Raw genomic sequence first — 22,475 nt, 5'->3', positions numbered from 1 at the left:
GGCCCGGCTGGGTCCAAAAGGTTCGAAGGCGCGGCCGGTCGCGGCCACGGTCTGGAACGCCGGTCGGCGTGACTGGATACCTCCCCGATCCGGATGATTGCCCGACTTTTGCTCCGGGTCGAGCCGGATCGGGAATCGATGCCCAAATCTCAGGCAATCCCTGCCCGTCCCCGACGGCAGATCCGCCCCGCCATCCCCGATTTCCCCGTCCATCCCCTTCCGTCCGGGCAAGCCCAGCAACTGCCGTGCCAACGGCGCCGGTCTGCGATGCGGCCGCGCCGGACAGGGCCGCAGCCGGCCGGCTTGCGCCGATTCCGCCTTCGCCCTAGGGTACGGCGCTTCTGTCCTGGAGAATGTTGCGGTGCGCTATATCAGCACCCGGGGTCACGCCCCTGCCCTCGGTTTCGATGACGTGCTTCTGGCCGGCCTGGCCCGCGACGGCGGTCTGTACCTGCCCGAGAGTTGGCCGACCCGCTCGGCCGAGGAATGGCGGCGCCTGCGCGGCCTGCCCTATGCCGAGCTGGCGACCGAGGTGATGCTGCCCTTCGTCGAAGGCTCGCTGACCCGGCCGGAGCTGGCGGCGCTGACGGCCGAGACCTATGCCGGCTTCGGTCATCCGGCGGTGGCGCCGCTGGTCCAGCTCGACCACGATCTGTGGCTGATGGAGCTGTTCCACGGCCCGACCATCGCCTTCAAGGACTACGCCCTGCAGCTGCTGGGCCGCCTGTTCGACCATGTGCTGACCAGGCGCGGCGAGCGGGTGACGATCGTCGGCGCCACCTCGGGCGACACCGGCTCCGCCGCGATCGAGGCCTGCCGCGACCGCGCCGCCATCGACATCGTCATCCTGCACCCCGAGGGCCGCACCTCCGAGGTGCAGCGCCGGCAGATGACGACGGTGCACTCGTCCAACGTCCGCAACGTCGCGCTGAAGGGCAGCTTCGACGACTGCCAGGACATGGTGAAGGCGATGTTCGCCGACGCCCCGTTCCGCGACGAGGTGCGGCTGTCGGCGGTGAACTCGATCAACTGGGCCCGGATCATGGCCCAGATCGTCTACTACGCTGCGGCCGCCCTGGCGCTGGGCGCGCCCGACCGGCCGGTGGCCTTCGCCGTGCCGACCGGCAATTTCGGCAATGTCTTCGCCGCCTATGCGGCCCGGAAGATGGGCCTGCCGATCGCGAAGCTGGTGGTCGGGTCGAACCGCAACGACATCCTCGACCGCTTCTTCAAATCGGGCGAGATGAAGATGGACGGGGTGGTGCCGACGCTGAGCCCGTCGATGGACATCCAGATCTCGTCCAACTTCGAGCGGCTGCTGTTCGAGCTGTGCGACCGCGACGCCGACCGGCTGAGCGCGCTGATGGCGGAGTTCCGCGGCACCGGCCGGTTCAGCGTGACCCCGGCGATGCACCAGGCCGCGACCGAGCTCTTCGCCAGCCACCGCCTGGACGACGAGGGCACGCTGAAGGTGATCGCCGAGACCCGCGCCGCCACCGGCCAGACCCTCGACCCGCACACCGCCTGCGGCCTGGCCGCGGCCCGCGCCCATCCGGCCGGCCCCGGCATCCCGATGGTGGTGGCCGCCACCGCCCATCCCGCCAAGTTCCCGGACGCGGTCGAGCGCGCCACCGGCTGGCGCCCGCCGCTGCCGCCGCATCTGGCCGACCTGTTCGAGCGTGAGGAGCGGCTGACCGTGCTGCCGAACGAGATCGGCGCGGTCGAAGCCTTCGTCCGGCAGGCCCGCACCAACGGAGGTCCGGCCTGATGCCGACCCGTGAGAGCACCCTGTCGAACGGGCTGCGCGTCGTCACCGACCCGATCTCCACCGTCGAAAGCGCCTGCGTCGGGCTGTGGATCGGCGCCGGCACCCGGCACGAGACCGCTGAGGTCAACGGCGTCGCCCATCTGCTGGAGCACATGGCGTTCAAGGGCACGCGCCAACGCAACGCTCAGGACATCGCCCAGGAGATCGAGGCGGTGGGCGGCCACCTGAACGCCTACACCAGCCGCGAGAACACGGCCTACTACGCACGCATACTGAAAGAGGACGCGCCGCTGGCGCTCGATATCCTCGCCGACATCCTGCAGAACTCGGTGTTCGACGAGGCCGAGCTGGGGCGCGAGCGCGCCGTGGTGCTGCAGGAGATCGGCCAGGCGATCGACACGCCGGACGACATCATCTTCGACCAGTTCCAGGAGGCCGCCTTCCCGGACCAGCCGATCGGCTGGCCGGTGCTGGGCACGGCCGAGATCGTCGGATCGCTGCCGCGCGAGGCGATCGCCGGCTATATCGGCCGCAACTACGGCGCCGACACCATGGTGCTGGTCGCCTCCGGCAACATCGACCACGACCGGCTGGCCGAGCAGGCCGAGCGGCTGCTCACCGGCCTGCCGGCCAAGACCGAGGCGCGCACCGCCCCTGCCGCCTATCAGGGCGGCGAGCACCGCGAGGAGCGCGACCTCGAGCAGTTGCACCTGGTGCTGGGCTTCCCCGGCCTGTCCTACACCGATCCGGACTTCTACGCCGCCTCGGTGCTGTCGACTCTGCTCGGCGGCGGCATGTCCTCGCGGCTGTTCCAGGAGATCCGCGAGAAGCGCGGCCTGGTCTACTCGATCTACTCCTTCACCAGCGCCTACCAGGATGGCGGGCTGTTCGGCATCTATGCCGGCACCGGCGAGACCGAGGTGCAGGAGCTGCTGCCGGTGCTGTGCGGCGAGATCGGCCGGGTGGTCGGCGACGCGGCCGAGGACGAGGTCGCCCGCGCCCGCGCCCAGATCAAGGCCGGGCTGCTGATGAGCCTGGAATCGACCATGGCGCGGGCCGAGCAGCTGGGCCAGCAGATGCTGATCTTCGGCCGCCCGGTGCCGGCGGAGGAGGTGGTGGCGCGGATCGACGCGATCGACGCCGCCGCGGTGCGCCGGGTCGCCGAGCGCGTGTTCCGCACCGCCCCCACCCTGGCGGCGCTCGGGCCGGTCGGCCGGCTCGAGAGCTACGACGCGATCCGCGCCCGAATCGGCTGACGGCGTTGAGCGGGGCGGCGGTGATCGGCTTTTTCCGAACCGGGCTCGGCACCCTTCCGCCGGTCCGGATCGACGGCCGGCGGACCTATCTGCGGCCGCCGCGGCTGCGCGACTGGCGCCCCTGGGTGGCGCTGCGCGGCGACAGCCGCAGCTTCCTGACGCCGTGGGAGCCGACCTGGCCGGAGGACGCGCTGAGCCGCGCCGCCTATCTGCGCCGGCTGCGGCGCCAGATCTACGAATGGCGGCAGGACGAAGGCTACGGCTTCCTGATCTTCGAGCGCGACAGCAAGCAGATGGTCGGCGGCATCGGCTTCTCCAACGTCCGCCGCGGCGTCGCCCAGTCGGCCTCGCTCGGCTACTGGATCGGCGAGCGCTTCGCCCGGCAGGGGCTGATGACCGACGCGACCGCGGCGGCGGTGGCCTTCGGCTTCAACCAGCTCGGCCTGCACCGAATCGAGGCGGCCTGCCTGCCGCACAACGAGGCCAGCCAGAAGCTGCTGCTACGCCTCGGATTCACCCATGAGGGCCAGGCCCGCGCCTATCTCAAGATCGACGGGGATTGGCGGGATCACTTGCTGTTCGGGCTGGTCGACACCGAGTTTCATCCGGCGCCGTGACCATCCGGCTTGATGCCGTTCCTCTGCGCGCCTAGGGTCAGGCAAAATCATGGCGGAACGCGGCACGTGGCATTGGACTGGGACACCCTCTCGCGCACCCTGCGCCCCGAGAACAGCCCCGGCTTCCTGCTGTGGCAGGTCGCCAACCAGTGGCAGCGGCTGCAGCGCTCGACGCTTGAGCCGCTCGGCCTGACCCATGTCCAGTTCGTGCTGCTCGCCGGCTTGGCCTGGCTGAGCCGCAAGGAGAACGACGTCACCCAGGCGCGGCTGGCCGCCTTCTGCAAGACCGACGCGATGATGACCAGCCAGGTGGTGCGGTCGCTGGAGGCCGGCGGCTTCATCGCGCGGGCGCCGCATCCGACCGACAGCCGGGCCCGGCAGCTGCGGGTCACCGCCAAGGGGGCCGAGGTGCTGAACGCCGCCATGCCGCGGGTGCGCGAGGCCGACGCCCAGTTCTTCGGCACGCTGCAGGAGAGCCAGGACTTCGTCGACCAGCTGCGCCGGCTGTGGGCCAGCGGCTCCAAGCGTGAACCTTAAGCCAGCAGCCAAGCCGGGATCAGGAACACCAGCGGCGCGAACAGGCCGATCCGCATCCGCGGCAGCGCCACGCCGTTGCGCTTGAGCAGCGTCAGCTGGATGTGCAGCGCGGTGAACAGGGTGGCGGCGAAGACCAGCGCCGCCGTCGACAGGGTCAGGAGACCCAGCGTCTTCAGCAGCGCCAGGACCGCGACCATCACCCCGGCGCAGCCGAGCAGCCATAGCGTCGCCTGCTTCGAGATCAGGGCGCGGTTGATCCGCAGCTCGACATGGGCCAGCGACACCCACCAGATCGTCTGCATGCAGACGATGGGCAGCAGCCGCGACATCTCGGGCAGATGCGCCCGCCAGCCCGGCAGCAGGTCGGCGCCGAACAGCTCGAAGCCGGCGAGGATCAGCGCGGCCCCGGTCATGGTCAGCGCCAGCAGCACCAGGTAGAAGTGGTCGAACCATTCGACCGAGGCCTCGTACAGCGTCTTGAAGAAGGCGGTCACGATCAGCTGGTGCACCAGGAAGATCGCCGCCGAGATGCGAAAGCAGACCGCATAGACCGACACCGCCTCGACCGACAGGAAGAAGCCGACCAGGACGCGGGAGCTGTTGACGATGGCGAAATAGACCAGCGAGTTCACCATCATGAAGAAGCCCATCCGCCGGGCGTCGGCATAGGCGGCGAAAAAGCCCGGCCGGATGGTGCGCGCCAGGCCGATCAGGGCGAACAGGGTGAAGCCGAGCGCCGCGGCGCCGCAGCCGAGGACCACCGGCGCCAGCGGCACCCGCCACAGCGCCACGAACACCAGCGCGCCGGCGATCAGGAAGACGTAGAGCGCCAGGTTGTCGGCCACCAGGATGCCGAAGCGGCGCCCCATGGCGCGGTAGTAGACGCTGGCGGCGACCTGCGCCCCGGCGCCGGCGATGGCGACGCCGGCGAAGACCGGCAGCAGCGGACCAGAGGTGGCCCAGGCGACGGCGGCGCCGCCCAGGCCGATCAGGCCGATCGTGGCGACGACGAAGAACAGCAGGTCGAGGACCCGGTCGTCCTTGCGGATCAGCACCAGCTGCGGGATCGCGCCCGGGATGCCGAGGCTGAGGATCTGCGCCCCGATCACGCCGATGCTGAGCCCCAGCTCGGCCGTGCCGTAGTCCTGGATGCTCATCACCTGCGACAGCAGCAGCGGCCCGAAGAAGGCGGAGCCCTTGCCGAGCGCGAAGGCGAGCAGGAACAGCGCCGCCTGGCCGCCGACCGCCCTGACCCGGGCGAGGTTCATCGCCAGCGCCATGGCCGGGGGCGGCTCACGGCGACCCTGGGATCATCATCCGGGTCAGGCCCGCAGGTAGACGCGGTTGACGTGCGGGTCGAGCGTCAGGCCCGGGGCCACCCGGCCGGCCTCGACGATCGGGCGCAGCGGGCCATACAGGATCGGGCCCTGGCAGTAGACCACCTGGAAGATCAGCCGCGCCGATGTCCGCGCCGGCTGGCCGCGATGGAAGCCGAAGGTGTTCTCCAGGAAGCTGGTGCCGGCGGGGCCTTCGAACCGGACGAAGCGCTCGCGCCCGAAGGCGCCTTCGACCTCGGCGTCGGAATAGCGCCGGATCGGCATCAGCCGGTCCTCGCGGTGCGACCCGCGGACATAGATGTGCGGCCCGGCCCCGGCATCGACGTCGGTGAGGTAGACGAACAGCTTGATGAAGCGCCAGTCGTCATAGTCGCGGTGGAACAGCTCGGCGTGCTGCCCCTCCTCGTCCCCGGCGATCGACCACCAGGCGGCCATGTAGCTGATCGTCGGCTTGCAGCCGAGGGCGGCCTGCACCGCCTCCAGCACCGCCGGGTCGTTGGCGATCGCCAGGGCATGCGGCGCGTTCACCACCACATCCGGCCGGAAATGCGCGACATGGGTGCCCTTCGGCGCCTGCTCCGGCGCCTGGAAGCTGCCGTGCTCGGGCTTGTAGGGGTTGAACGACGGGTGCCCGGCGAAGTGGCGCCGCATCTCCGCGACCCGGTCGGGGGTCATCAGCCAGGGCGTCATGGCGAAGCCTTCGGCGGTCAGGGCCGTGGCGGCCCCCTGGGCCTCCGGCGTGCCGGAGACCGGGCCGCGCCCGACCCGGCTGGCGATCCGGTCGGCCACCCAGTCGCGCCAGGCGACCCGCCGGAACCGGCGCTGCACCAGGAACCGGGTCATCAGCCCGGCCTTGGCCGCGTGTTCGGAAAGGGCTGCCATCGAAATCTCCTCGCGCCGAGCGCCGTCACGCCGTCGACGACAGCCCGGGACGGAAGCCCGCCCCGGGCCGCCAGCGGTCAAATTCCGCCACGAGTCCTATACCGGTCGTCTCCCTGCGCACCAAGAATGATTTTCATCTCGGCCGCGGGACCGGCCGGCGGTCACTCGGCCGCGCGGTAGATCTCTCCCCCGCCTTCGCGGAACCGAGCCGACATCTCCTCCATCCCGGCCTCGGCCGCGGCCCGGATCTCCTGCGTGATCTTCATCGAGCAGAATTTCGGGCCGCACATCGAGCAGAAATGCGCGGTCTTGGCGCCTTCCGCCGGCAGCGTCTCATCGTGGTAGGCGAGCGCCGTGTCGGGGTCGAGCGACAGGTGGAACTGGTCGCGCCAGCGGAACTCGAAGCGGGCGCGGGACAGGGCGTCGTCGCGTCGCTGCGCCGCCGGATGGCCCTTGGCCAGGTCGGCGGCATGGGCCGCGATCTTGTAGGTGACGACGCCGGTCTTGACGTCGTCGCGGTCCGGCAGCCCGAGATGCTCCTTCGGCGTGACGTAGCAGAGCATGGCGGTGCCGAACCAGCCGATCATCGCCGCGCCGATGCCGGAGGTGATGTGGTCGTAGCCCGGCGCGATGTCGGTGGTGAGGGGCCCGAGCGTGTAGAACGGCGCCTCGCCGCAGACCGCCAGCTGCTTGTCCATATTGGCCTTGATCTTGTGCATCGGCACATGGCCGGGGCCTTCGATCATGACCTGGACGTCGTGCTCCCAGGCGATCTTGGTCAGCTCGCCCAGCGTCTCCAGCTCGGCGAACTGGGCCGCGTCGTTGGCGTCGGCGATCGATCCCGGCCGCAGCCCGTCGCCCAGCGAGAAGGCGACGTCATAGGCCCGCATGATGGCGCAGATCTCGCGGAAATGGGTGTAGAGGAAGCTCTCGCGGTGATGCGCCAGGCACCATTTCGCCATGATCGAGCCGCCCCGGCTGACGATGCCGGTCACCCGCTTCGCCGTGAGATGGATGTAGGGCAGCCGCACCCCGGCATGGATGGTGAAGTAGTCGACCCCCTGCTCGGCCTGCTCGATCAGCGTGTCGCGGAAGATCTCCCAAGTCAGGTCCTCGGCCACGCCGCCGACCTTCTCCAGCGCCTGGTAGATCGGCACCGTGCCGATCGGCACCGGCGAATTGCGCAGGATCCATTCGCGGGTGGTGTGGATGTTGCGGCCGGTCGACAGGTCCATGACCGTGTCGCCGCCCCAGCGGATCGCCCACACCATCTTCTCCACCTCCTCCGCGATCGAGGAGGTGACGGCCGAGTTGCCGATATTGGCGTTGATCTTGACCAGGAAGTTGCGGCCGATCGCCATCGGCTCGGATTCCGGGTGGTTGATGTTGGAGGGAATGATCGCCCGGCCCCGCGCCACCTCGTCGCGCACGAATTCCGGCGTCACGTAGTCCGGAATCTCGGCACCGAAGCTCTCACCGTCGCGCGCCGCCTGCTCTTGCGCCCGCTCGCGGCCGAGATTCTCGCGGATCGCGACATACTCCATCTCCGGCGTGACGATGCCGGCCCGGGCATAGGCCATCTGCGTCACCGCGGTGCCGCCGCGGGCCCGCAGCGCCCGCCGCTCGCCGCGCGGGAACTCGAACAGGTTGGCGGCCTCGCCGGGGCGGCGACCGTCATCCTCCGGCCGCACGGTGCGGCCGTCATAGGCCTCGACATCGCCGCGGGCGGCGATCCAGCCGGCCCGCAGTGCCGGCAGCCCGGCGCCGATGTCGATCAGCGCCGCCGGGTCGGTGTAGGGGCCGGAGGCGTCATAGACCCGGAGCGGCGGCTCGCCGGATTCGGGCGACAGCACGATCTCGCGCATGGCGACGCGCAGGTCGGGGTTGCGCTCGCCCGGCACATGGACCTTGCGCGACGCCGGCAGCGGGCCGGTGGTGACGGTTGTGGGGATGACGTCCTTGGGCATCCACGGCCTCCTCGATCGGACGGATTGAGGGCGTGCCAAAGACGGAAAGCGGAAAAAACGGCTGAGCGCGCATGTGGTTCCATTCCCTACGCCGGCACGACCCGGATCAGGTTCGAAGGGTTCCCACGTCGCAGATGGTGTGGTGTCTCAGCTCCTTACCGGAGCTCCCCTCGGAACGCCCCGATCAGAGCGCGCCCCGGGACGGGATGTCAAGCGAGGGAGTGCACCAAGCCGGCGATCCTGCGACAGGATGGCAGTCCGATCGTTTTGTCTGGCAATTGCCCGGGACCGGTTCCAAGGTTCCGCCCAACAGTCGGAAAGACGAAGCGGAGGAAACGATGGCGGCTCTCCCGAGATCGGCCCGCATCCGGACCATCCAGGTCACCGCGCTGGCGCTGCTGGTGCTCAGCGGCGTGGTCAACTACATCGACCGCGCCACCCTGGCCGTGGCCAACCCGCTGATCAGTCAGGATCTCGGCTTCTCGCCGTCGGAGATGGGGCTGCTGCTCTCCGCCTTCCTCTGGGCCTACGCCTTCGCCCAGCTTCCGGCCGGCGCACTGGTCGACCGGCTGGGGCCGCGGCTGATGCTGTCGCTCAGCCTCGGCCTGTGGTCGCTGGCCCAGGCAACCGGCGGCCTGGTCCGGAACTTCACCCAGTTCTTCGCCATCCGCATGGTGCTGGGGCTGGGCGAGGCGCCGCAATTTCCGACCAGCGCCCGCATCGTCCGCGACTGGTTCAACGTCCGGTTGCGCGGCACCGCGACCGGCATCTGGAACTGCTCCTCCACCCTCGGCACCGCGATCTCCGCCCCGGTCCTGACCTTCCTGATGCTCAGCTTCGGCTGGCGCTGGATGTTCGCGATCATGGGCATCCTCGGCCTGCTCGTCGCCATCGCCTTCTACGCCCTGCACCGCAACCCGGCCGAGGTCCGGCTGACCGAGGAGGAGCAGCGCTACCTGACCGAGGGCGACCCAGCCACCACGGGCGGCGGCGTCACCTGGACCGAGTGGAAGCGGCTGTTCGGCTTCCGCACCACCTGGGGCATGATCTTCGGCTTCTTCGGCGTGATCTACGTCACCTGGATCTACAACTCCTGGCTGCCGGTCTATCTGGAGCAGGACCGCCACCTCAGCATCGCCAGCACCGGCATCGTCGCCGCCATCCCCTTCCTGTGCGGCGTGGTCGGCAGCATCCTGGGCGGGCGACTGAACGACTGGCTGGTGACGCGCGGCCTGTCGCCGATGAACAGCCGGAAATACCCGATGGCCGGGGCCATGGTGGCGACCGCCGGCTTCACCACCCTGGCGGCCCTGACCCCGAGCATCACCATCGCGGTCGGCGCCATCTCGATCTCGCTGTTCCTGCTCTACATCGCCTCGACCTCGGCCTGGGCGATGGCGCCGGTGGCGGCGCCCGCCAACACCACTGCCTCGCTCGGCGCCATGCAGAATTTCGGCGGCTATGTCGGCGGCGCGCTGGCACCGATGGTGACCGGCTTCATCCTGCAAGGCACCGGGTCCTTCACCTTCGCCCTGCTGGTCGGCGCCGCGGTCGCGCTGGTGGCCGCGGTCGGCTACGTCATCATCGTCCGCGACCCGATCCCGGCCTCGGACGCCGCCGCCTTCGGCGGCACCGACCTGCCCGCCGCGGCGCACTGAGCGCTCCTCACCGGCCCGTCGGCCTGGAACCGTCGACCGCCGGTTCCGCCGTCTCGTCTCGATCTTGACCAGAATCCTAAAAAAATCTACATTCCAACGCATTGGGGTGGATTTCTGAGTCATCGGTTGAGAACGATGCTGCGCCGTGCCTGTGTGCTGTCGATCGCGCTGGCCCTGGCCGCCTGCGGTGGCGGGCGCGAGATCGTCCGCAACCCGACCGGCAGCGGCGTCGCCCGCTACGTCACCGCCAATGCGCCGGAGGAATGCGTCCCCTACGCCCGCGCCGTCTCCGGCATCCAGATCAAGGGCGACGCCTGGACCTGGTGGGACCAGGCCGACGGCGTCTACGGCAAGGGCGGCGCGCCGCGCTCCGGCGCCGTGCTGGTGCTGGGCCGGTCGGACCGGCTGAGCGCCGGCCACATCTCGGTGGTCGTGTCGGTGCGCAATTCGCGCGAGATCACCGTGTCGCACACCAACTGGGGCAATGACGGCGCGACCCGGCGCCGGATCTACCGCGAGCAGTCGGTGATCGACGTCTCCAGCGGCAACGACTGGACCGCGGTGCGGTTCTGGAACCCCGACACCGGCGCCTATGGCGGCGTCTACGAGGCGGATGGCTTCGTCTACCCCACCGGCGCCTGAGGCTCTCCGCCTCCCTCTCGACGCTGGGGCAGCGCTTCGGCTATAAGCCCGCGCGCGACTGCGGCACGGCCGTGGCGCTTCGGACGCTTCGCCATGACCCTGCCCCTCCCCACTCCGGATCCACGGGCGCGCCGGCGCCTGGAGATCGGCCTTGCCCTGCTCGCCGACGGCCAGCCGGCCGAGGCCGCCGACGCCATCCGCGCCGCCATCGAGATCGCCCCCGGCGACGTCGAGATCCACTATGCCCTGGGCCAGGCGCTGGAGGCGGCTGGCGGCGACGCTGCCGCGGCCTATCGCGCCACACTGGAGCTGGATCCGGAGGACCGGATGGGCGCCGCGGTGCGGCTGGCGCTGATCGGCGCCGCCCCGGCGCCGGCGCAGCTGCCCGAGGCGCATGTCCGCACCCTGTTCGACCAGTACGCGCCGCGCTTCGAGGCGTCGCTGGTCGACGCCCTGCACTATCGCGGGCCGGCGCTGCTGCGCCGCGCCGTCGACCGGGTGGCTCCCGCCACCCTGTCGGTGGACGGCCACCTCGACATCCTCGATCTCGGCTGCGGCACCGGGCTGGCCGGCGCCGCCTTCGCCGACCGACGCCGCCGGCTGGACGGGATCGACCTGTCGCTCGGCATGATCCTGCAGGCGATGGCGCGGAAGCTGTACGACCGGCTGGAGCCGGGCGAGATCGTGGCCGCCCTGGCGGGCTGGCCGGAACGCTACGACCTGATCCTGGCCGCGGATGTCGCGGTCTATATCGGCGACCTCGCGCCGCTCTTCGCCGCCGTGCGGCCGGTGCTGCGGCCGGGCGGGTGGTTCGCCCTGACCGCGGAGTCGCATGACGGTGAGGGCTGGCGCCTGGGCGGCCGCCACCGCTACCTGCATTCGCCCGGCTATCTGGCGGCGGTCGCCGCGGCCACCGGCTTCGCCGTGACCGAGGTCGAGGCCGCCTGGGCCCGCACCGAGAACGGGACGCCGCTGCCCGGCTGGGTGGCGGTGCTGCGGGCGGCATGAACTACCGCCACGCCTTCCACGCCGGCAACCAGGCCGACGTCCTCAAGCATGTGGTGCTGGTGGCGCTGGTCGAGGCGCTGCGCGGCAAGGACAAGCCGTTCTCCGCCCTCGACCTGCACGCCGGGATCGGCCGCTACGCCCTGGCCGCCGAGGCCGCCAAGACCGGCGAATATGTCGACGGCATCGCCCGGATCGAGCGCGAGACCGGGGCCGAGCCCCCGGCCCCGGCCGCGGTGGCGCGCTATCTCGAGCTGGTGCGCGGCTTCAACCCGTCCGGCCGGCTCGAGATCTATCCGGGGTCGCCGCGGCTGATCCGGGCGCTGATGCGGCCGGAGGACCGGCTGACCCTGGTCGAGCTGCACCCGGAGGACAATGCGAAGCTGCGCGCCGAATTCGCCGGCGACGGCCAGGTCGCGATCCATCACCGCGATTCCTGGGAGGCGCTGCGCGGCCTGCTGCCGCCGCAGCCGCGGCGCGGCCTGCTGCTGCTCGACCCATCCTTCGAGCAGCCGGACGAGCTGGCGCGGCTGGCCCGCGGCATCGCCACCGCGCATCGCCGCTGGCCCGAGGGCGTGATCGCCGCCTGGTACCCGATCAAGGACCGGCCGCCGGTCGACGCCATGCTGGCGGCGCTGCCGCCATTGCCCCACGCCCGGGCGGCAGAGCTGACCGTGTTCGACACGCTGTTCCCGGCCCGCCTCAACGGCTCCGGCCTGGTCCTGGTCAACCTGCCCTGGGGGGTGGAGGAGGCGCTGCGCGAGGCCCTGGCCTGGCTGCAGCCGAAGCTGGCCCGCCAGGGCGGCACCTGGCGGCTGGAGCCGCTGCGATAAATGGCCCAGCAGCCCGGCCTCTCAAGAGCGCTGCGTTTTCAAACCTGACCGCCGAAATGGTGGATCGCTACTCAGCGCCTTCCATTTCGCGTCCTCATTGACAAAAGCGATTGAGCTGTGGTTTTATTTCAACTTATAGGATAATGTTTGCGTATACAAATTTAGTCCTTTCTTAATTCAATATCACTGACTCTCAAACAGGTGCAATGAAAGAATCGAAATATTTTATTAGGGAATCAAAAAGATGAGGACCCATCTCAACAGCATACTTATCATGATATGCGCCACAATTGTTGCCGGATGCGGTAGTTTTAAAAAAATTCAGGACGCAGAACTTCGAAGCAGCGGCGGCATCGTTGGGAAAACTGCTGATAATATATTTCCGGCTAAAGATAAAAGTGTTCAACTATACAGAGCCTCAATAGCGATGGCATTGATCGCAGCGGCTGGATCAAAAACAGTAGCATCTGTGGATGACTCATACGAACTTACCAGGGCTATAGCCGGCACCTCTGCCCAGATAAACGATATGCGAGGACTAATTTTTGAATACCACGATTGCTATTCAATGAATACTATTTGCAAAGAATATCCACAACAATTCGAAGGTCGCATCCCAGATCTGGAGAACAGATTATACAGACAAGCACTCGCAGCTCTTCCAAGAGACCAATTCGGTGATCTCAAAGACGACATAATCAGTCAATCATACATATCATTTGCCATTAACTTGGCAAAGGCAACGGGCACAACGTTGCTTGCGGCACATCAGATGGCGGCAACTGAACGCTCTGTATTGGAAGGACTTGCGCGAGTGGTCGCTAGGGCGAGGAAAGACTCCGACGCGAAGTTTGCGACCGTGGAGCAAGCGAGCGCCTACATTGGCGAACATCTCAGCGGACGAAACACCCCGGAAAGGACGGATTTGGATCCCTTGGATCAGGATTTCGATCTGATTTTCAAACTAACCGGTGAAGCATGCAGTAAAATAGCCAATCAGGCCGGCGGCAGGCAGAATGAAGCGATATCCGAGTGCGCTAAGGTCATTCTTATCCCCCGAAACGGTGTAAGCAAGGTCGTGTCCGCTGTCGAGATGCTGGAGCCGCTGTCGGGCTGACGCTCACGAGTTGACTCGACCGCATGTCACGACAGTCATCCATTGGGCCGGCATAATTGGCCGGCCTTCAGAGCGTCGCCTCATTCGTTCATCTATTTTCATCTGCATTGTGGAGATTCAGATGCGCCTCCGATTCCTCGTCCTGGCCCTGGCCACTATCGTGCCGCAGGCATCCCAGGCCGTTGACCGTCCGACGGACCGCACAACCACCCAGAACAGCAGCCAGCCCGCCCAGAGCTATCGGCTCGCGGCCGGCTCCTGCATGCGGGCGGAGCGGTCCTATCCGCCCGGGCACGTCGCGCGGCTCTGCGCGTCCTATCCGCCGGGCGGCGGGGCCTGCCAGCAGTACCAGTGCACCACCTGCGGAGCCGACGGCCGCTGGTCGAACTTCTTGCCGTGCTGACGAACCGGAATCCCATCGCCGCCAGGGCGCCGTCGCGCTAGGCTTCCCGGGTACGGAGGGGGATTTCATGATGCGATTGTTCGGACTGGCCGTCGTTCTGACGGCGCTCTCGGCCTGCACCGGCCAGGCGTCGCTGCCTTCCACATCGCAGTCAGGCATGCCGCCCTTCCAGGCGGTCGCGCCTGCGGGCTATTGCCTGTCGGACGAGTCCGACAGGCTCGGAGCCGAGCTCCGCCGATCCAGGATGGCTGAAGCGCAAGGGACACAGATTCTGGCGGTGTTCCGGCCTTGCGGCGAAAAGGAGCCTCAGCCGTCCGATGGAAGCTGGAGCATTAGCCGCGTGGTCTTCAGCGTCGATCCCTCGCCGCCTCGGTCGGGCCGGCAGGTCATGGACCGGGAGATGTATGTGACGTTCTTGTCGAACCCGAAGCTGATCGACCTTCTCAACCGGCGCCTTCTGCCACAGTTCCGCGAGGCGCTGGCAAAATCACCCCAAGGGGGGACGGCCAGCGACATACGCTATCTCGGCTCCGACGACATTGCCGTCTACTTCGGCCTGACCATCAGCCAGGACAGTCTGGGCCCAATGGCGCCACGAGGCCTCAAGGGAGCCACCCGGACCGTCTCGGGCCAGACCATGGTGGCGGGGAGGGCCGTCAAGGTGACGGTGACAAATCTGACCGCAGGCAGGCTACCCGAGGATTGGGCGGTCCTCCAGCAGATGGTCACGCAGGCGATCCGCAACACGATCGTCTCGGCGGAAAAGGGAATACCGGCCGCGCCGGCCCAACAGCCGCCGAAAGCGACCGGCAGCGGCCTCTCGGCGTAGCAGCGGGGGCACGACCGGCCGAAACGCCTCGGACGAGAAGACAAGGCGAGCCGGCATGCCGACGGGAACTGCCGGTTCGGCTGCCGCGTTCCCTCTCCGCCCCAGGCTTCCGCCCGTGCCCAGATGCTGTCCGAACCCGGCCGATCCCCCCGCAGCCTGACCCCGCTGACCGACAAGATCGGCGCGTTGTCCTCGACCAACGGCATCCTGGTGATCCTGGCGGCGAGCGCGGCGCTGTATTTCGGCCGCGACGTGCTGATCCCGTTCTCGCTGGCGCTGCTGATCAGCTTCGCCATGGCCCCGGTGGTGCTGCAGCTGCGCAAGCTGGGGCTGCCGCGGACCCCGGCGGTGCTGGTCGTGATCGTCGCCCTGTCGATCGCGGCGGTGGTGTTCATCGTGCTGGTCGCCGGCCAGGCGATCGACCTGGCCGGCAACCTGCCGCGATACCAGAGCAACCTCGAGGCGAAGATCCAGTCGATCAAGGAGGTCGCGCCGGGCGGCGGGCTGATCGACCGGCTGATGGCCATGGTGGCCCGCCTGTCGGAGGAGGCGACCGAGCGGGTCGCGGCCGGCCCGATGGGCTTGGCCCCGATGGCCGCGGAGGGCGCGCAGGGCAAGCCGGTCCCGGTGCAGCTGGTGCCGCCGGCGCTGACGCCGCTGCAGCTGGCCTGGGAGGTCGGCGCGCCGCTGATCGAGCCCTTCGCCATCATCGGCGTCGTCCTGATCTTCTCGGTGTTCATGCTGCTGGAGCGGGAGGATCTGCGGAACCGGCTGATCTGGCTGCTCGGGTCCAAGGACCTGACCCGCGCCACCGCGGCCATGGACGACGCGGCGCAGCGGCTGAGCCGATTCCTGCTGGCGCAGGCGGTGCTGAACTTCGGCTACGGCGCGGCCTTCGGCATCGGCCTCTGGGTCATCGGCGTGCCCAACCCCGTACTGTGGGGCCTGCTCGCGGCGGTGCTGCGCTTCATCCCGCTGGTCGGGACCATCGCCGCCGCGCTGCTGCCGACCATCCTGGCCTTCGCCGTCGATCCCGGCTGGCTGATGCCGCTGGCGACGATCGCGCTGTTCGTGGTGCTGGACCTGATCACCGTCAATGTCGGGGAGCCGCTGCTGTATGGCGGCAGCACCGGCCTGTCGCCCTTCGCCATTCTGTTCGCCACCATCTTCTGGCTGACCCTGTGGGGCATTCCCGGGCTGCTGCTGGCGGTGCCGCTGACGGTCTGCCTGGCCGTGCTGGGCCGGCACGTGCCGCAGTTCGGCTTCCTCGACGTGCTCCTGGGCAGCACGCCGGCGCTGACGCCGGAGGCGCATTTCTACCAGCGCATCCTGGCCGGCGATCCGCTGGAGGCGTCGGAGCTGGCCGAGCGCGGGCTGCTGAGCCAGTCCCGGCAGGCGCTGTTCGAGAGCATGATCCTGCCGGCCATCCACATGGCCCAGGCCGACCGGCAGCGGGGAGCGCTGGACGGCCTCCAGCGCGCCGCGGTCTGGGGCGGCATCCTGGCGGCGGTCGCGGATCTCGACGAGGACGGGCAGGACACGCCGCCCGCCGTGCTGTGCCTCGGCGCGCGGGACGAGCTGGACCAGGCCGCCGCGCTGATGACCGGCCAGCTGCTGGCCGAGAAGGGCATCGCCTGCCGCTACAGCGACCGCGGCGGGGCCGTGCCCGAGGCGGTCGACGGTCCGGTGGTGATGGTGGCCCATGCCGGCGCCGTGGCCGAGCACCAGCTGGGCCGGCTGATCCGGCGGCTGCGCCGGCGCATCGGGCCGGACGCCATGCTGATGGTCGGCCTGCTGGGGCCGCGGGACCTGTCCGGGGAGATACCGGACGGGCTCGACGCGCACACGGTCGTCACCCGCGGCTTCGGCACCATCGTCGCGGCGGTGATGCAATGGATTCCGAAACCGCTCGGGGACGGCGACGGCGGCGAGAGCGAGGCGATGCCGGAGCCGTCCGGCATCGCCGCGGCCTGAGCCTCAGGCTTCTTTCTTCTGGCGCTCGATCCTCTTGCGCTCGTTCGGGTCCAGCAACTGCTTGCGCAGGCGGATAGTCTTCGGCGTGACCTCGACCAGCTCGTCGTCGTTGATGTAGGTCAGCGCCCGCTCCAGCGTCATCTGGATCGGCGGGGTCAGGCGCACCGCCTCGTCCTTGCTGGTGGTGCGGATGTTGGTCAGCTGCTTGCCCTTCAGCACATTGACCTCGAGGTCGTTGCCGCGGGTGTGCTCGCCGATGATCATGCCCTGGTAGACCCGGACCTGCGGCTCGATCAGCATCGGGCCGCGATCCTCCAGGTTCCACAGCGCATAGGCCACGGCCTCGCCCTGGGCGTTGGAGATCAGGACGCCGGTGTGGCGCGAGGCGATGGCGCCCTTGTGCGGGGCGTAGTCGTGGAAGATCCGGTTCAGCACGCCGGTGCCGCGGGTGTCGGTCATGAACTCGCCCTGGTAGCCGATCAGGCCGCGGGTCGGCACCAGCATCACCAGGCGCTGCTTGTCGCCGCCCGAGGGCCGCATCTCCAGGAGCTCGCCCTTGCGCTCGGACAGCTTCTGCACGACGACGCCGGAATGCTCCTCGTCGACGTCGATCGTCACTTCCTCGATCGGCTCCAGCTGGTTGCCCGACTCGTCGGTCTGGTAGACCACGCGCGGCCGGCTGATCGACAGCTCGAAGCCCTCGCGGCGCATCGTCTCGATCAGGATGCCGAGCTGCAGCTCGCCGCGGCCGGCCACCTCGAAGGCGTCCTTCTCGGCGGTCTCGGTGATCTTCAGCGCGACATTGCCCTCGGCCTCGCGCAGCAGGCGGGCGCGGATGACGCGGCTGGTGACCTTGTCGCCCTCGGTGCCGGCCAGCGGGCTGTCATTGACCGAGAAGGTCATGGCGATGGTCGGCGGGTCGATCGGCTGGGCCGCGAAGGCCTCGGTCACGTTCAGGTCGCAGATGGTGTCGGCGACGGTCGCGGTCTCCAGCCCGGCGATGGCGACGATGTCGCCGGCCTCGCCGGACTCGATCGGCTGGCGCTCGATGCCGCGGAAGGCCAGCACCCGGCTGATCCGGCCGGTCTCGATCGTCTGGCCGTCGCGCGACAGCGCCTTGACCGTCATGTTCGGCTTGACCGTGCCGGAGCGGATGCGGCCGGTCAGCACCCGGCCGAGATAGGGGTTGGCCTCAACCGTGGTGGCCAGCATGCGGAAGGACTGGTCTTCCTCGATCTTCGGCGCCGGCACGTGGCGCAGCACCAGGTCGAACAGCGGCGCCATGTCGGTCCGCTCCGCCTCCAGGCTCTCCGCCGCCCAGCCCTGCTTGGCCGAGGAGAACAGGGTCGGGAAGTCGAGCTGGTCGTCATTGGCGTCGAGCGCCGCGAACAGGTCGAACACCTCGTCATGCACCTGGTGCGGGCGGGCATCCGGCCGGTCGCATTTGTTGACCAGCACGATCGGCCGCAGCCCCAGCTTCAGCGCCTTGCCGGTGACGAACTTGGTCTGCGGCAGCGGCCCTTCGGCCGCGTCGACCAGCACCACCACGCCGTCGACCATGTTCAGGATGCGCTCGACCTCGCCGCCGAAATCGGCGTGGCCCGGCGTGTCGACGATGTTGATGCGGACGTCCTTCCACACCAGCGACGTGCATTTCGCCAGGATGGTGATGCCGCGCTCGCGCTCGAGGTCGTTCGAGTCCATGATCCGCTCCGCCACCACCTGGTTGTCGCGGAAGGCCCCCGACTGGCGCAGCAGCACGTCGATCAGGGTGGTCTTGCCATGATCGACATGGGCGATGATGGCGATGTTCCGGATATCCATGGTCCGTCCAGGGGGCGGGAGGGCGGGAAGCGTGCGGGCAAAACAAAGGACGGCGGACGGGGTCGCCTTCGCAACGCCCCAGCCGCCGTTGCAGCGCAATATAGGCAGATCGGCGCCAAACGCAAGCCGAGGCCGGCAAATCGTCGAAAAGTCGAGAGCGAATTTAAGGCAACGAAAGCCTACCAGTATGTGTTCCCATCATGGCATCAACCGAAGCGCGAACGGCGGCAGCAATACGGGCGCGCGGCGAAGTGGGGAGCTTGGGATTGCGGGCAAGACTGGGCAGACTCGGGTGGCTCGGCCTCCTCGCCGCATTGGTTCCCTCGGCCGTCCTGCTGGCCCAGGACGAGGCGCCGGCCACCGATGGCGACGCGGCGACCGAGGCGGCGCCGCTGCCCGACGAGCTGCCCTATGCGGCGACGCTGGAGCCGATCCCGGACGAGAACGCGACCGCGGCGCTGACCGGCGCCTCGAACCTGCTGAAGCTGCAGTCCAGCCCGCCCTCCGGCCCGGTCGGGCTGGTCCGCCGGGCGCTGGCCGACCGCGACCGGCTGTACGGCGCGCTGGGTGCCCTGTCCTATTACGGCGGCGAGGTCCACATCACCATCGACGGCCTGCCGATGGACGATCCCGGGCTGATCGACCGGCTGACGGCGCGGCAGGGCAAGGATCCGGTCAAGGTCTCGATCAAGATCGATCTCGGTCCATCTTATAAGTTCGGGACCGTGCGGCTGACCGACACCCAGGGGTCGGACCAGCTGCCGCTGGTGATCGACCGCACGCCACTCGGCCTCGATCCCGGCAAGCCGGCGCTGTCGGGCACCATCCTCAGCGCCGAGGGCGCGATGGTGGCGCAGATGAACGACCAGGGCTATCCGCTGGCCAAGGTGCCGTCGCGCGATGCGGTGGTCGACCATGCCGACCAGACCATGGACCTGACCGAGGTGCTGGACCCCGGGCCCAAGGCCGGCTTCGGCCCGGTGACCGTGGAAGGCGAGGAGACGGTCCGGGAGAGCTTCATCCAGAGCCGCGTGCCCTTCGTCACCGGCCAGGTCTACTCGCCGCAGCAGGTCCAGGACCTGCGCAAGGATCTGACCGATCTGGGCGTGTTCAGCAGCGTCCGCGTCACCACCGCGGACCAGGTGGACGCGCAGGGCAATGTCCCGGTGACCATCGCGGTGCAGGAGCGGCCGCTGCGCTTCATCGGCTTCGGCGCCAATTACGAGACCAATTACGGCGCCGGGGTGAATGCCTATTGGGGCCACCGCAACCTGTGGGGCGGGGCCGAGCAGCTGCGGATCGACGGCGAGGTCAGCGGCCTCGGCTACAACGACGCCACCGAGCCGAACTTCAAGTTCGGCGTCTCGCTGAAGGTGCCGGGCTTCTTCGACCGCAACACCACGCTCGACGCCAAGGCCGAGGCGGTGCGCGAGGTGCTGGACGCCTACACCAGCACCCGCGGCCTGGTGCAGGGCATCGCCACCTACAAATACACCAAGCAGATCGACCTGCTGGCCGGGCTCAGCTTCGAGACCGGCCATGTCGAGAACGACGAGGGCGAGTGGGACTACACCTTCGTCGGCATTCCGCTCGGCGCCAAGATCGACACCACCGACAGCCTGCTGAACCCGACCAACGGCTACCGGGCGCAGCTGTCGCTGACCCCCTACCCGACCTTCCTCGGCTCCTCGGTCGACATGATCGTGGCCAAGGCGCTGGGGTCGGCCTATCTCGACCTGTCGGGCGGCGATGGCGACATCGTCCTGGCCGGGCAGCTGGGCATCAGCAGCATCGCCGGGCCGGACATCGCCGACGTGCCGCCCGACAAGCGGCTCTATGCCGGCGGCGGCGGCAGCGTGCGCGGCTACAAGTACCAGAGCATCGGCCCGCTGGATAAGAACGACAACCCGACCGGGGGCCTCAGCTCGATCATCGGCAGCCTGGAGCTGCGCTACAAGATCACCGACACGATCGGCATCGTGCCGTTCTTCGACGCCGGCGGCGTCTACGAGAAGAGCGTCCCGGATTTCGGCAGCGACCTCCAGTACGCCGCCGGGCTGGGCGCCCGCTACTACACCGGCATCGGGCCGATCCGCGCCGACATCGCCATCCCGCTGAACAAGCGCGAGAGCGACGACAGCTTCCAGCTCTACATCAGCATCGGGCAGGCCTTCTGATGCGCGCTCTCAGAATCCTCCTCATCGTCCTGGCGGTCGTCATCGGCCTGCCGGTCGCGCTGCTGCTGATCGTCTTCGCGGCGGCGCAGACCGGCCCCGGCAAGCGCCTGATCGCCGACCAGGCCGGCAGCCTGGCGAGCTCGCCGGAGATGCAGGTCTCGGTCGGCGCGATCGAGGGCTTCGTGCCCTTCGACATGACGGTGCGCGACGTCGCGGTGTCAGACCCGAAAGGCCCGATGGTGACGGTCGACTGGGCCCGGCTGGCCTGGAGCCCGTCGGCGCTGCTGCGCCGCACACTGCGGGTCGACGCGGTCGAGGCCGGCACGGTCACGGTCGACCGCCTGCCCGCCGGCGGTGCCGAGCCGGAGCCGGAGCCCAGTTCCACCGGCTTCTCGCTGCCGCGGCTGCCGGTCGACATCCGGCTCGACCGGCTGAATGTCGAGCGGATCGCGATCGGCCCGGCCGTCGCCGGGCTGGCGGCGACGCTGAGCGCGGCCGGCGACGCCCAGCTGGGCGACCCGTCGCAGGGGCTGGCGGCCAACCTCGCGGTCCGGCGGCTGGACGGCGCGGCCGGCGACATCACCGCCCGGCTGGCCTTCATCCCGTCGACTGAGCAGCTCGACGTCGCCGTGTCGGTGCAGGAGCCGCCGGGCGGCCTGATCGCCACCATGGCCCAGTTCCCCGGGCAACCGCCGGTCGACCTGAAGCTCGACGGCACCGGCACGCTGTCCGACTGGCGCGCCACCCTGTCCGGCAAGGTCGGCGACCTCGGCGGGGTCGACGGCCAGGTCCGGATCGAGCCCGGCGAGGGTCGCCGGCGCCTGACCGTCGATCTCAACGCCGACGCGGCCAAGCTGGCCCCGGCGGGGATCGCCGCCCTGCTGCAGGGCCGGACGACGCTGCAGGCCGAGGCCGAGATCGCCGATGCCGGCCAGATCTCCATCCGCCAGCTCGACGCCACGGCCGCGGCCGGCAGCGTCTCGGTGACCGGCAGCGTGGACCCGACCGGCAACCAGGTCGATCTCGCCTACAAGCTGCAGGCCGGCGCCGCCGCCGGCTTCGCCACCCTGCTGCCGCCGGGCACCGGCTGGGACTCGCTGGCGGTCGACGGCACCGCCAAGGGCGCCCTGGACGCGCCGGTCGTGGCCGCCGCAATCCGCGGCGCCGGGCTGCGCCAGGCCCCCTACGGCGCCGACACGCTGGCGGTCGACCTGACGGCGACGCCGCAGGGCCCGTTCTCCGATCCCGACGCCCCGATCAACCTCCACGTCACCGCCTCCGCCGCCGGCCTGGCGCTCGGCGACCCGCAGATGGAGGCCGCGGCCGGGCGCAGCCTGCAGCTCAGCCTCGACGGCAGCGCCACCCAGTCCGGCAAGGCGGTGATCGACCGGCTGGAGACCCGGCTGGACGGCGCGGTGCTGACCGCCAGCGGCCAAGGCGACGGGATGGCGCCGTCCGGCGCCGGCACCCTGCACCTGAGCGCCGCCGATCTCAGCCGCTTCTCCGGCCTGGTCGGCCAGCCGATCGCCGGCAACCTCGACCTGACGGTGAAGCCCACTCTGGCCGCCGACGGCGCCGCCACCCTGGAATGGGACGGCACCATCGGCGAGGCGAAGGTCGAGGCGACGCCCACCGCCGCGGTGCTGGGG

At 69.3% G+C, this 22,475-nt stretch carries 17 protein-coding genes, 1 pseudogene and 1 riboswitch; of the genes and pseudogenes, 14 read left to right on the top strand and 4 right to left on the bottom strand.

The genetic code is table 11. The features are described from left to right. Positions 1–361: 361 nt before the first annotated feature. The 4 genes from thrC (at position 362) to ACTOWL_RS03345 (ending at position 4,178) form a co-directional block, all read left to right on the top strand. Positions 362–1,768, top strand: coding sequence for a threonine synthase (thrC, locus tag ACTOWL_RS03360; protein WP_441319773.1), 1,407 nt, complete (start codon positions 362–364; stop codon positions 1,766–1,768). Beyond that, on the top strand, positions 1,768–3,024 hold the full coding sequence (locus ACTOWL_RS03355; RefSeq protein ID WP_441319772.1) for a M16 family metallopeptidase: 1,257 nt from the start codon (positions 1,768–1,770) through the stop codon (positions 3,022–3,024). The genes thrC and ACTOWL_RS03355 overlap by 1 nt, the downstream gene beginning before the upstream one ends. Before the next feature lie 20 nt (positions 3,025–3,044). Further along, a complete protein-coding gene (locus tag ACTOWL_RS03350; protein ID WP_441319771.1) occupies positions 3,045–3,641 on the top strand; it encodes a GNAT family N-acetyltransferase in 597 nt (198 codons plus the stop codon). Between the two features lie 66 nt (positions 3,642–3,707). Continuing rightward, on the top strand, positions 3,708–4,178 hold the full coding sequence (locus ACTOWL_RS03345; RefSeq protein ID WP_441319770.1) for a MarR family winged helix-turn-helix transcriptional regulator: 471 nt from the start codon (positions 3,708–3,710) through the stop codon (positions 4,176–4,178). On the opposite strand, the gene ACTOWL_RS03340 is transcribed toward ACTOWL_RS03345, so the two are convergent. The 3 genes from ACTOWL_RS03340 to thiC all read right to left on the bottom strand — a co-directional run bounded on the left by ACTOWL_RS03340 (position 4,175) and on the right by thiC (position 8,364). Then, positions 4,175–5,458, bottom strand: a complete 1,284-nt coding sequence (locus ACTOWL_RS03340) for a hypothetical protein (RefSeq protein WP_441319769.1) — start codon at positions 5,456–5,458, stop codon at positions 4,175–4,177. The two genes, ACTOWL_RS03345 and ACTOWL_RS03340, sit on opposite strands and share 4 nt — an antisense overlap. Before the next feature lie 42 nt (positions 5,459–5,500). Further along, positions 5,501–6,397 (bottom strand): phytanoyl-CoA dioxygenase family protein, encoded by an 897-nt coding sequence (locus tag ACTOWL_RS03335; RefSeq protein WP_441319768.1) that lies wholly within the window; start codon positions 6,395–6,397, stop codon positions 5,501–5,503. Between the two features lie 161 nt (positions 6,398–6,558). Continuing rightward, positions 6,559–8,364 (bottom strand): phosphomethylpyrimidine synthase ThiC, encoded by a 1,806-nt coding sequence (gene thiC / locus ACTOWL_RS03330; protein WP_441319767.1) that lies wholly within the window; start codon positions 8,362–8,364, stop codon positions 6,559–6,561. Positions 8,365–8,429: 65 nt separating this feature from the next. Continuing rightward, positions 8,430–8,545, bottom strand: a riboswitch (TPP riboswitch). Positions 8,546–8,702: 157 nt separating this feature from the next. On the opposite strand from thiC, the gene ACTOWL_RS03325 reads away from it, so the two are divergent. From ACTOWL_RS03325 to ACTOWL_RS03290, 8 genes are all read left to right on the top strand, one after another. Continuing rightward, positions 8,703–10,022, top strand: a complete 1,320-nt coding sequence (locus ACTOWL_RS03325) for an MFS transporter (RefSeq protein ID WP_441319766.1) — start codon at positions 8,703–8,705, stop codon at positions 10,020–10,022. A gap of 135 nt (positions 10,023–10,157) precedes the next feature. Continuing rightward, positions 10,158–10,664, top strand: a complete 507-nt coding sequence (locus tag ACTOWL_RS03320; RefSeq protein ID WP_441319765.1) for a CHAP domain-containing protein — start codon at positions 10,158–10,160, stop codon at positions 10,662–10,664. Between the two features lie 93 nt (positions 10,665–10,757). Beyond that, the gene (locus ACTOWL_RS03315) at positions 10,758–11,672 is read left to right on the top strand and encodes a class I SAM-dependent DNA methyltransferase (protein WP_441319764.1); all 915 of its coding nucleotides are present in this window, start codon (positions 10,758–10,760) and stop codon (positions 11,670–11,672) included. Beyond that, entirely contained in the window at positions 11,669–12,502 is an 834-nt protein-coding gene (locus ACTOWL_RS03310) for a 23S rRNA (adenine(2030)-N(6))-methyltransferase RlmJ (RefSeq protein ID WP_441319763.1), read from the top strand. Before ACTOWL_RS03315 ends, ACTOWL_RS03310 begins: the two co-directional genes overlap by 4 nt. 244 nt (positions 12,503–12,746) lie before the next feature. After that, positions 12,747–13,619: a hypothetical protein gene (locus tag ACTOWL_RS03305; RefSeq protein WP_441319762.1), complete on the top strand. Its 873-nt coding sequence runs from the start codon at positions 12,747–12,749 to the stop codon at positions 13,617–13,619. A 121-nt stretch (positions 13,620–13,740) separates the two neighbouring features. Then, positions 13,741–14,022 carry a hypothetical protein gene (locus tag ACTOWL_RS03300; RefSeq protein ID WP_441319761.1) on the top strand — a complete coding sequence of 94 codons (282 nt, stop codon included), beginning with the start codon at positions 13,741–13,743 and terminating at the stop codon, positions 14,020–14,022. A 67-nt stretch (positions 14,023–14,089) separates the two neighbouring features. After that, positions 14,090–14,851 carry a hypothetical protein gene (locus ACTOWL_RS03295; RefSeq protein ID WP_441319760.1) on the top strand — a complete coding sequence of 254 codons (762 nt, stop codon included), beginning with the start codon at positions 14,090–14,092 and terminating at the stop codon, positions 14,849–14,851. Positions 14,852–14,974: 123 nt separating this feature from the next. Next, positions 14,975–16,825: an AI-2E family transporter gene (locus ACTOWL_RS03290; protein WP_441319759.1), complete on the top strand. Its 1,851-nt coding sequence runs from the start codon at positions 14,975–14,977 to the stop codon at positions 16,823–16,825. Between the two features lie 3 nt (positions 16,826–16,828). Here ACTOWL_RS03290 and typA read toward each other — a convergent pair whose 3' ends face one another. After that, complete coding sequence (gene typA / locus ACTOWL_RS03285) at positions 16,829–18,649, bottom strand: translational GTPase TypA (RefSeq protein ID WP_441319758.1); 1,821 nt, start codon at positions 18,647–18,649, stop codon at positions 16,829–16,831. A 266-nt stretch (positions 18,650–18,915) separates the two neighbouring features. Between typA and ACTOWL_RS03280 the strand changes: the two genes are divergently transcribed. Further along, positions 18,916–20,826 (top strand): autotransporter assembly complex protein TamA, encoded by a 1,911-nt coding sequence (locus ACTOWL_RS03280; protein WP_441319757.1) that lies wholly within the window; start codon positions 18,916–18,918, stop codon positions 20,824–20,826. Continuing rightward, positions 20,826–22,475: pseudogene (locus ACTOWL_RS03275) on the top strand (hypothetical protein); the annotation flags it as partial. The gene ACTOWL_RS03280 and the pseudogene ACTOWL_RS03275, both read left to right, overlap by 1 nt.

The organism is Inquilinus sp. CA228 (genome assembly GCF_052078665.1).
Lineage (GTDB): Bacteria > Pseudomonadota > Alphaproteobacteria > DSM-16000 > Inquilinaceae > Inquilinus.
Note: the sequence above shows the minus strand (reverse complement) of the source record. Positions and strands in the feature narration are given on the sequence as shown.

Coding starts and splice junctions, on each gene's coding strand:
- ACTOWL_RS03335 (WP_441319768.1), bottom strand. CDS start 6,397: ATGGCAGCCCTTTCCGAACACGCGGCCAAGGCCGGGCTGATGACCCGG.
- ACTOWL_RS03290 (WP_441319759.1), top strand. CDS start 14,975: ATGCTGTCCGAACCCGGCCGATCCCCCCGCAGCCTGACCCCGCTGACC.
- ACTOWL_RS03325 (WP_441319766.1), top strand. CDS start 8,703: ATGGCGGCTCTCCCGAGATCGGCCCGCATCCGGACCATCCAGGTCACC.
- typA (WP_441319758.1), bottom strand. CDS start 18,649: ATGGATATCCGGAACATCGCCATCATCGCCCATGTCGATCATGGCAAG.
- thiC (WP_441319767.1), bottom strand. CDS start 8,364: ATGCCCAAGGACGTCATCCCCACAACCGTCACCACCGGCCCGCTGCCG.
- ACTOWL_RS03305 (WP_441319762.1), top strand. CDS start 12,747: ATGAGGACCCATCTCAACAGCATACTTATCATGATATGCGCCACAATT.
- ACTOWL_RS03355 (WP_441319772.1), top strand. CDS start 1,768: ATGCCGACCCGTGAGAGCACCCTGTCGAACGGGCTGCGCGTCGTCACC.
- ACTOWL_RS03320 (WP_441319765.1), top strand. CDS start 10,158: ATGCTGCGCCGTGCCTGTGTGCTGTCGATCGCGCTGGCCCTGGCCGCC.
- ACTOWL_RS03300 (WP_441319761.1), top strand. CDS start 13,741: ATGCGCCTCCGATTCCTCGTCCTGGCCCTGGCCACTATCGTGCCGCAG.
- ACTOWL_RS03315 (WP_441319764.1), top strand. CDS start 10,758: ATGACCCTGCCCCTCCCCACTCCGGATCCACGGGCGCGCCGGCGCCTG.
- ACTOWL_RS03310 (WP_441319763.1), top strand. CDS start 11,669: ATGAACTACCGCCACGCCTTCCACGCCGGCAACCAGGCCGACGTCCTC.
- ACTOWL_RS03340 (WP_441319769.1), bottom strand. CDS start 5,458: ATGGCGCTGGCGATGAACCTCGCCCGGGTCAGGGCGGTCGGCGGCCAG.
- ACTOWL_RS03295 (WP_441319760.1), top strand. CDS start 14,090: ATGATGCGATTGTTCGGACTGGCCGTCGTTCTGACGGCGCTCTCGGCC.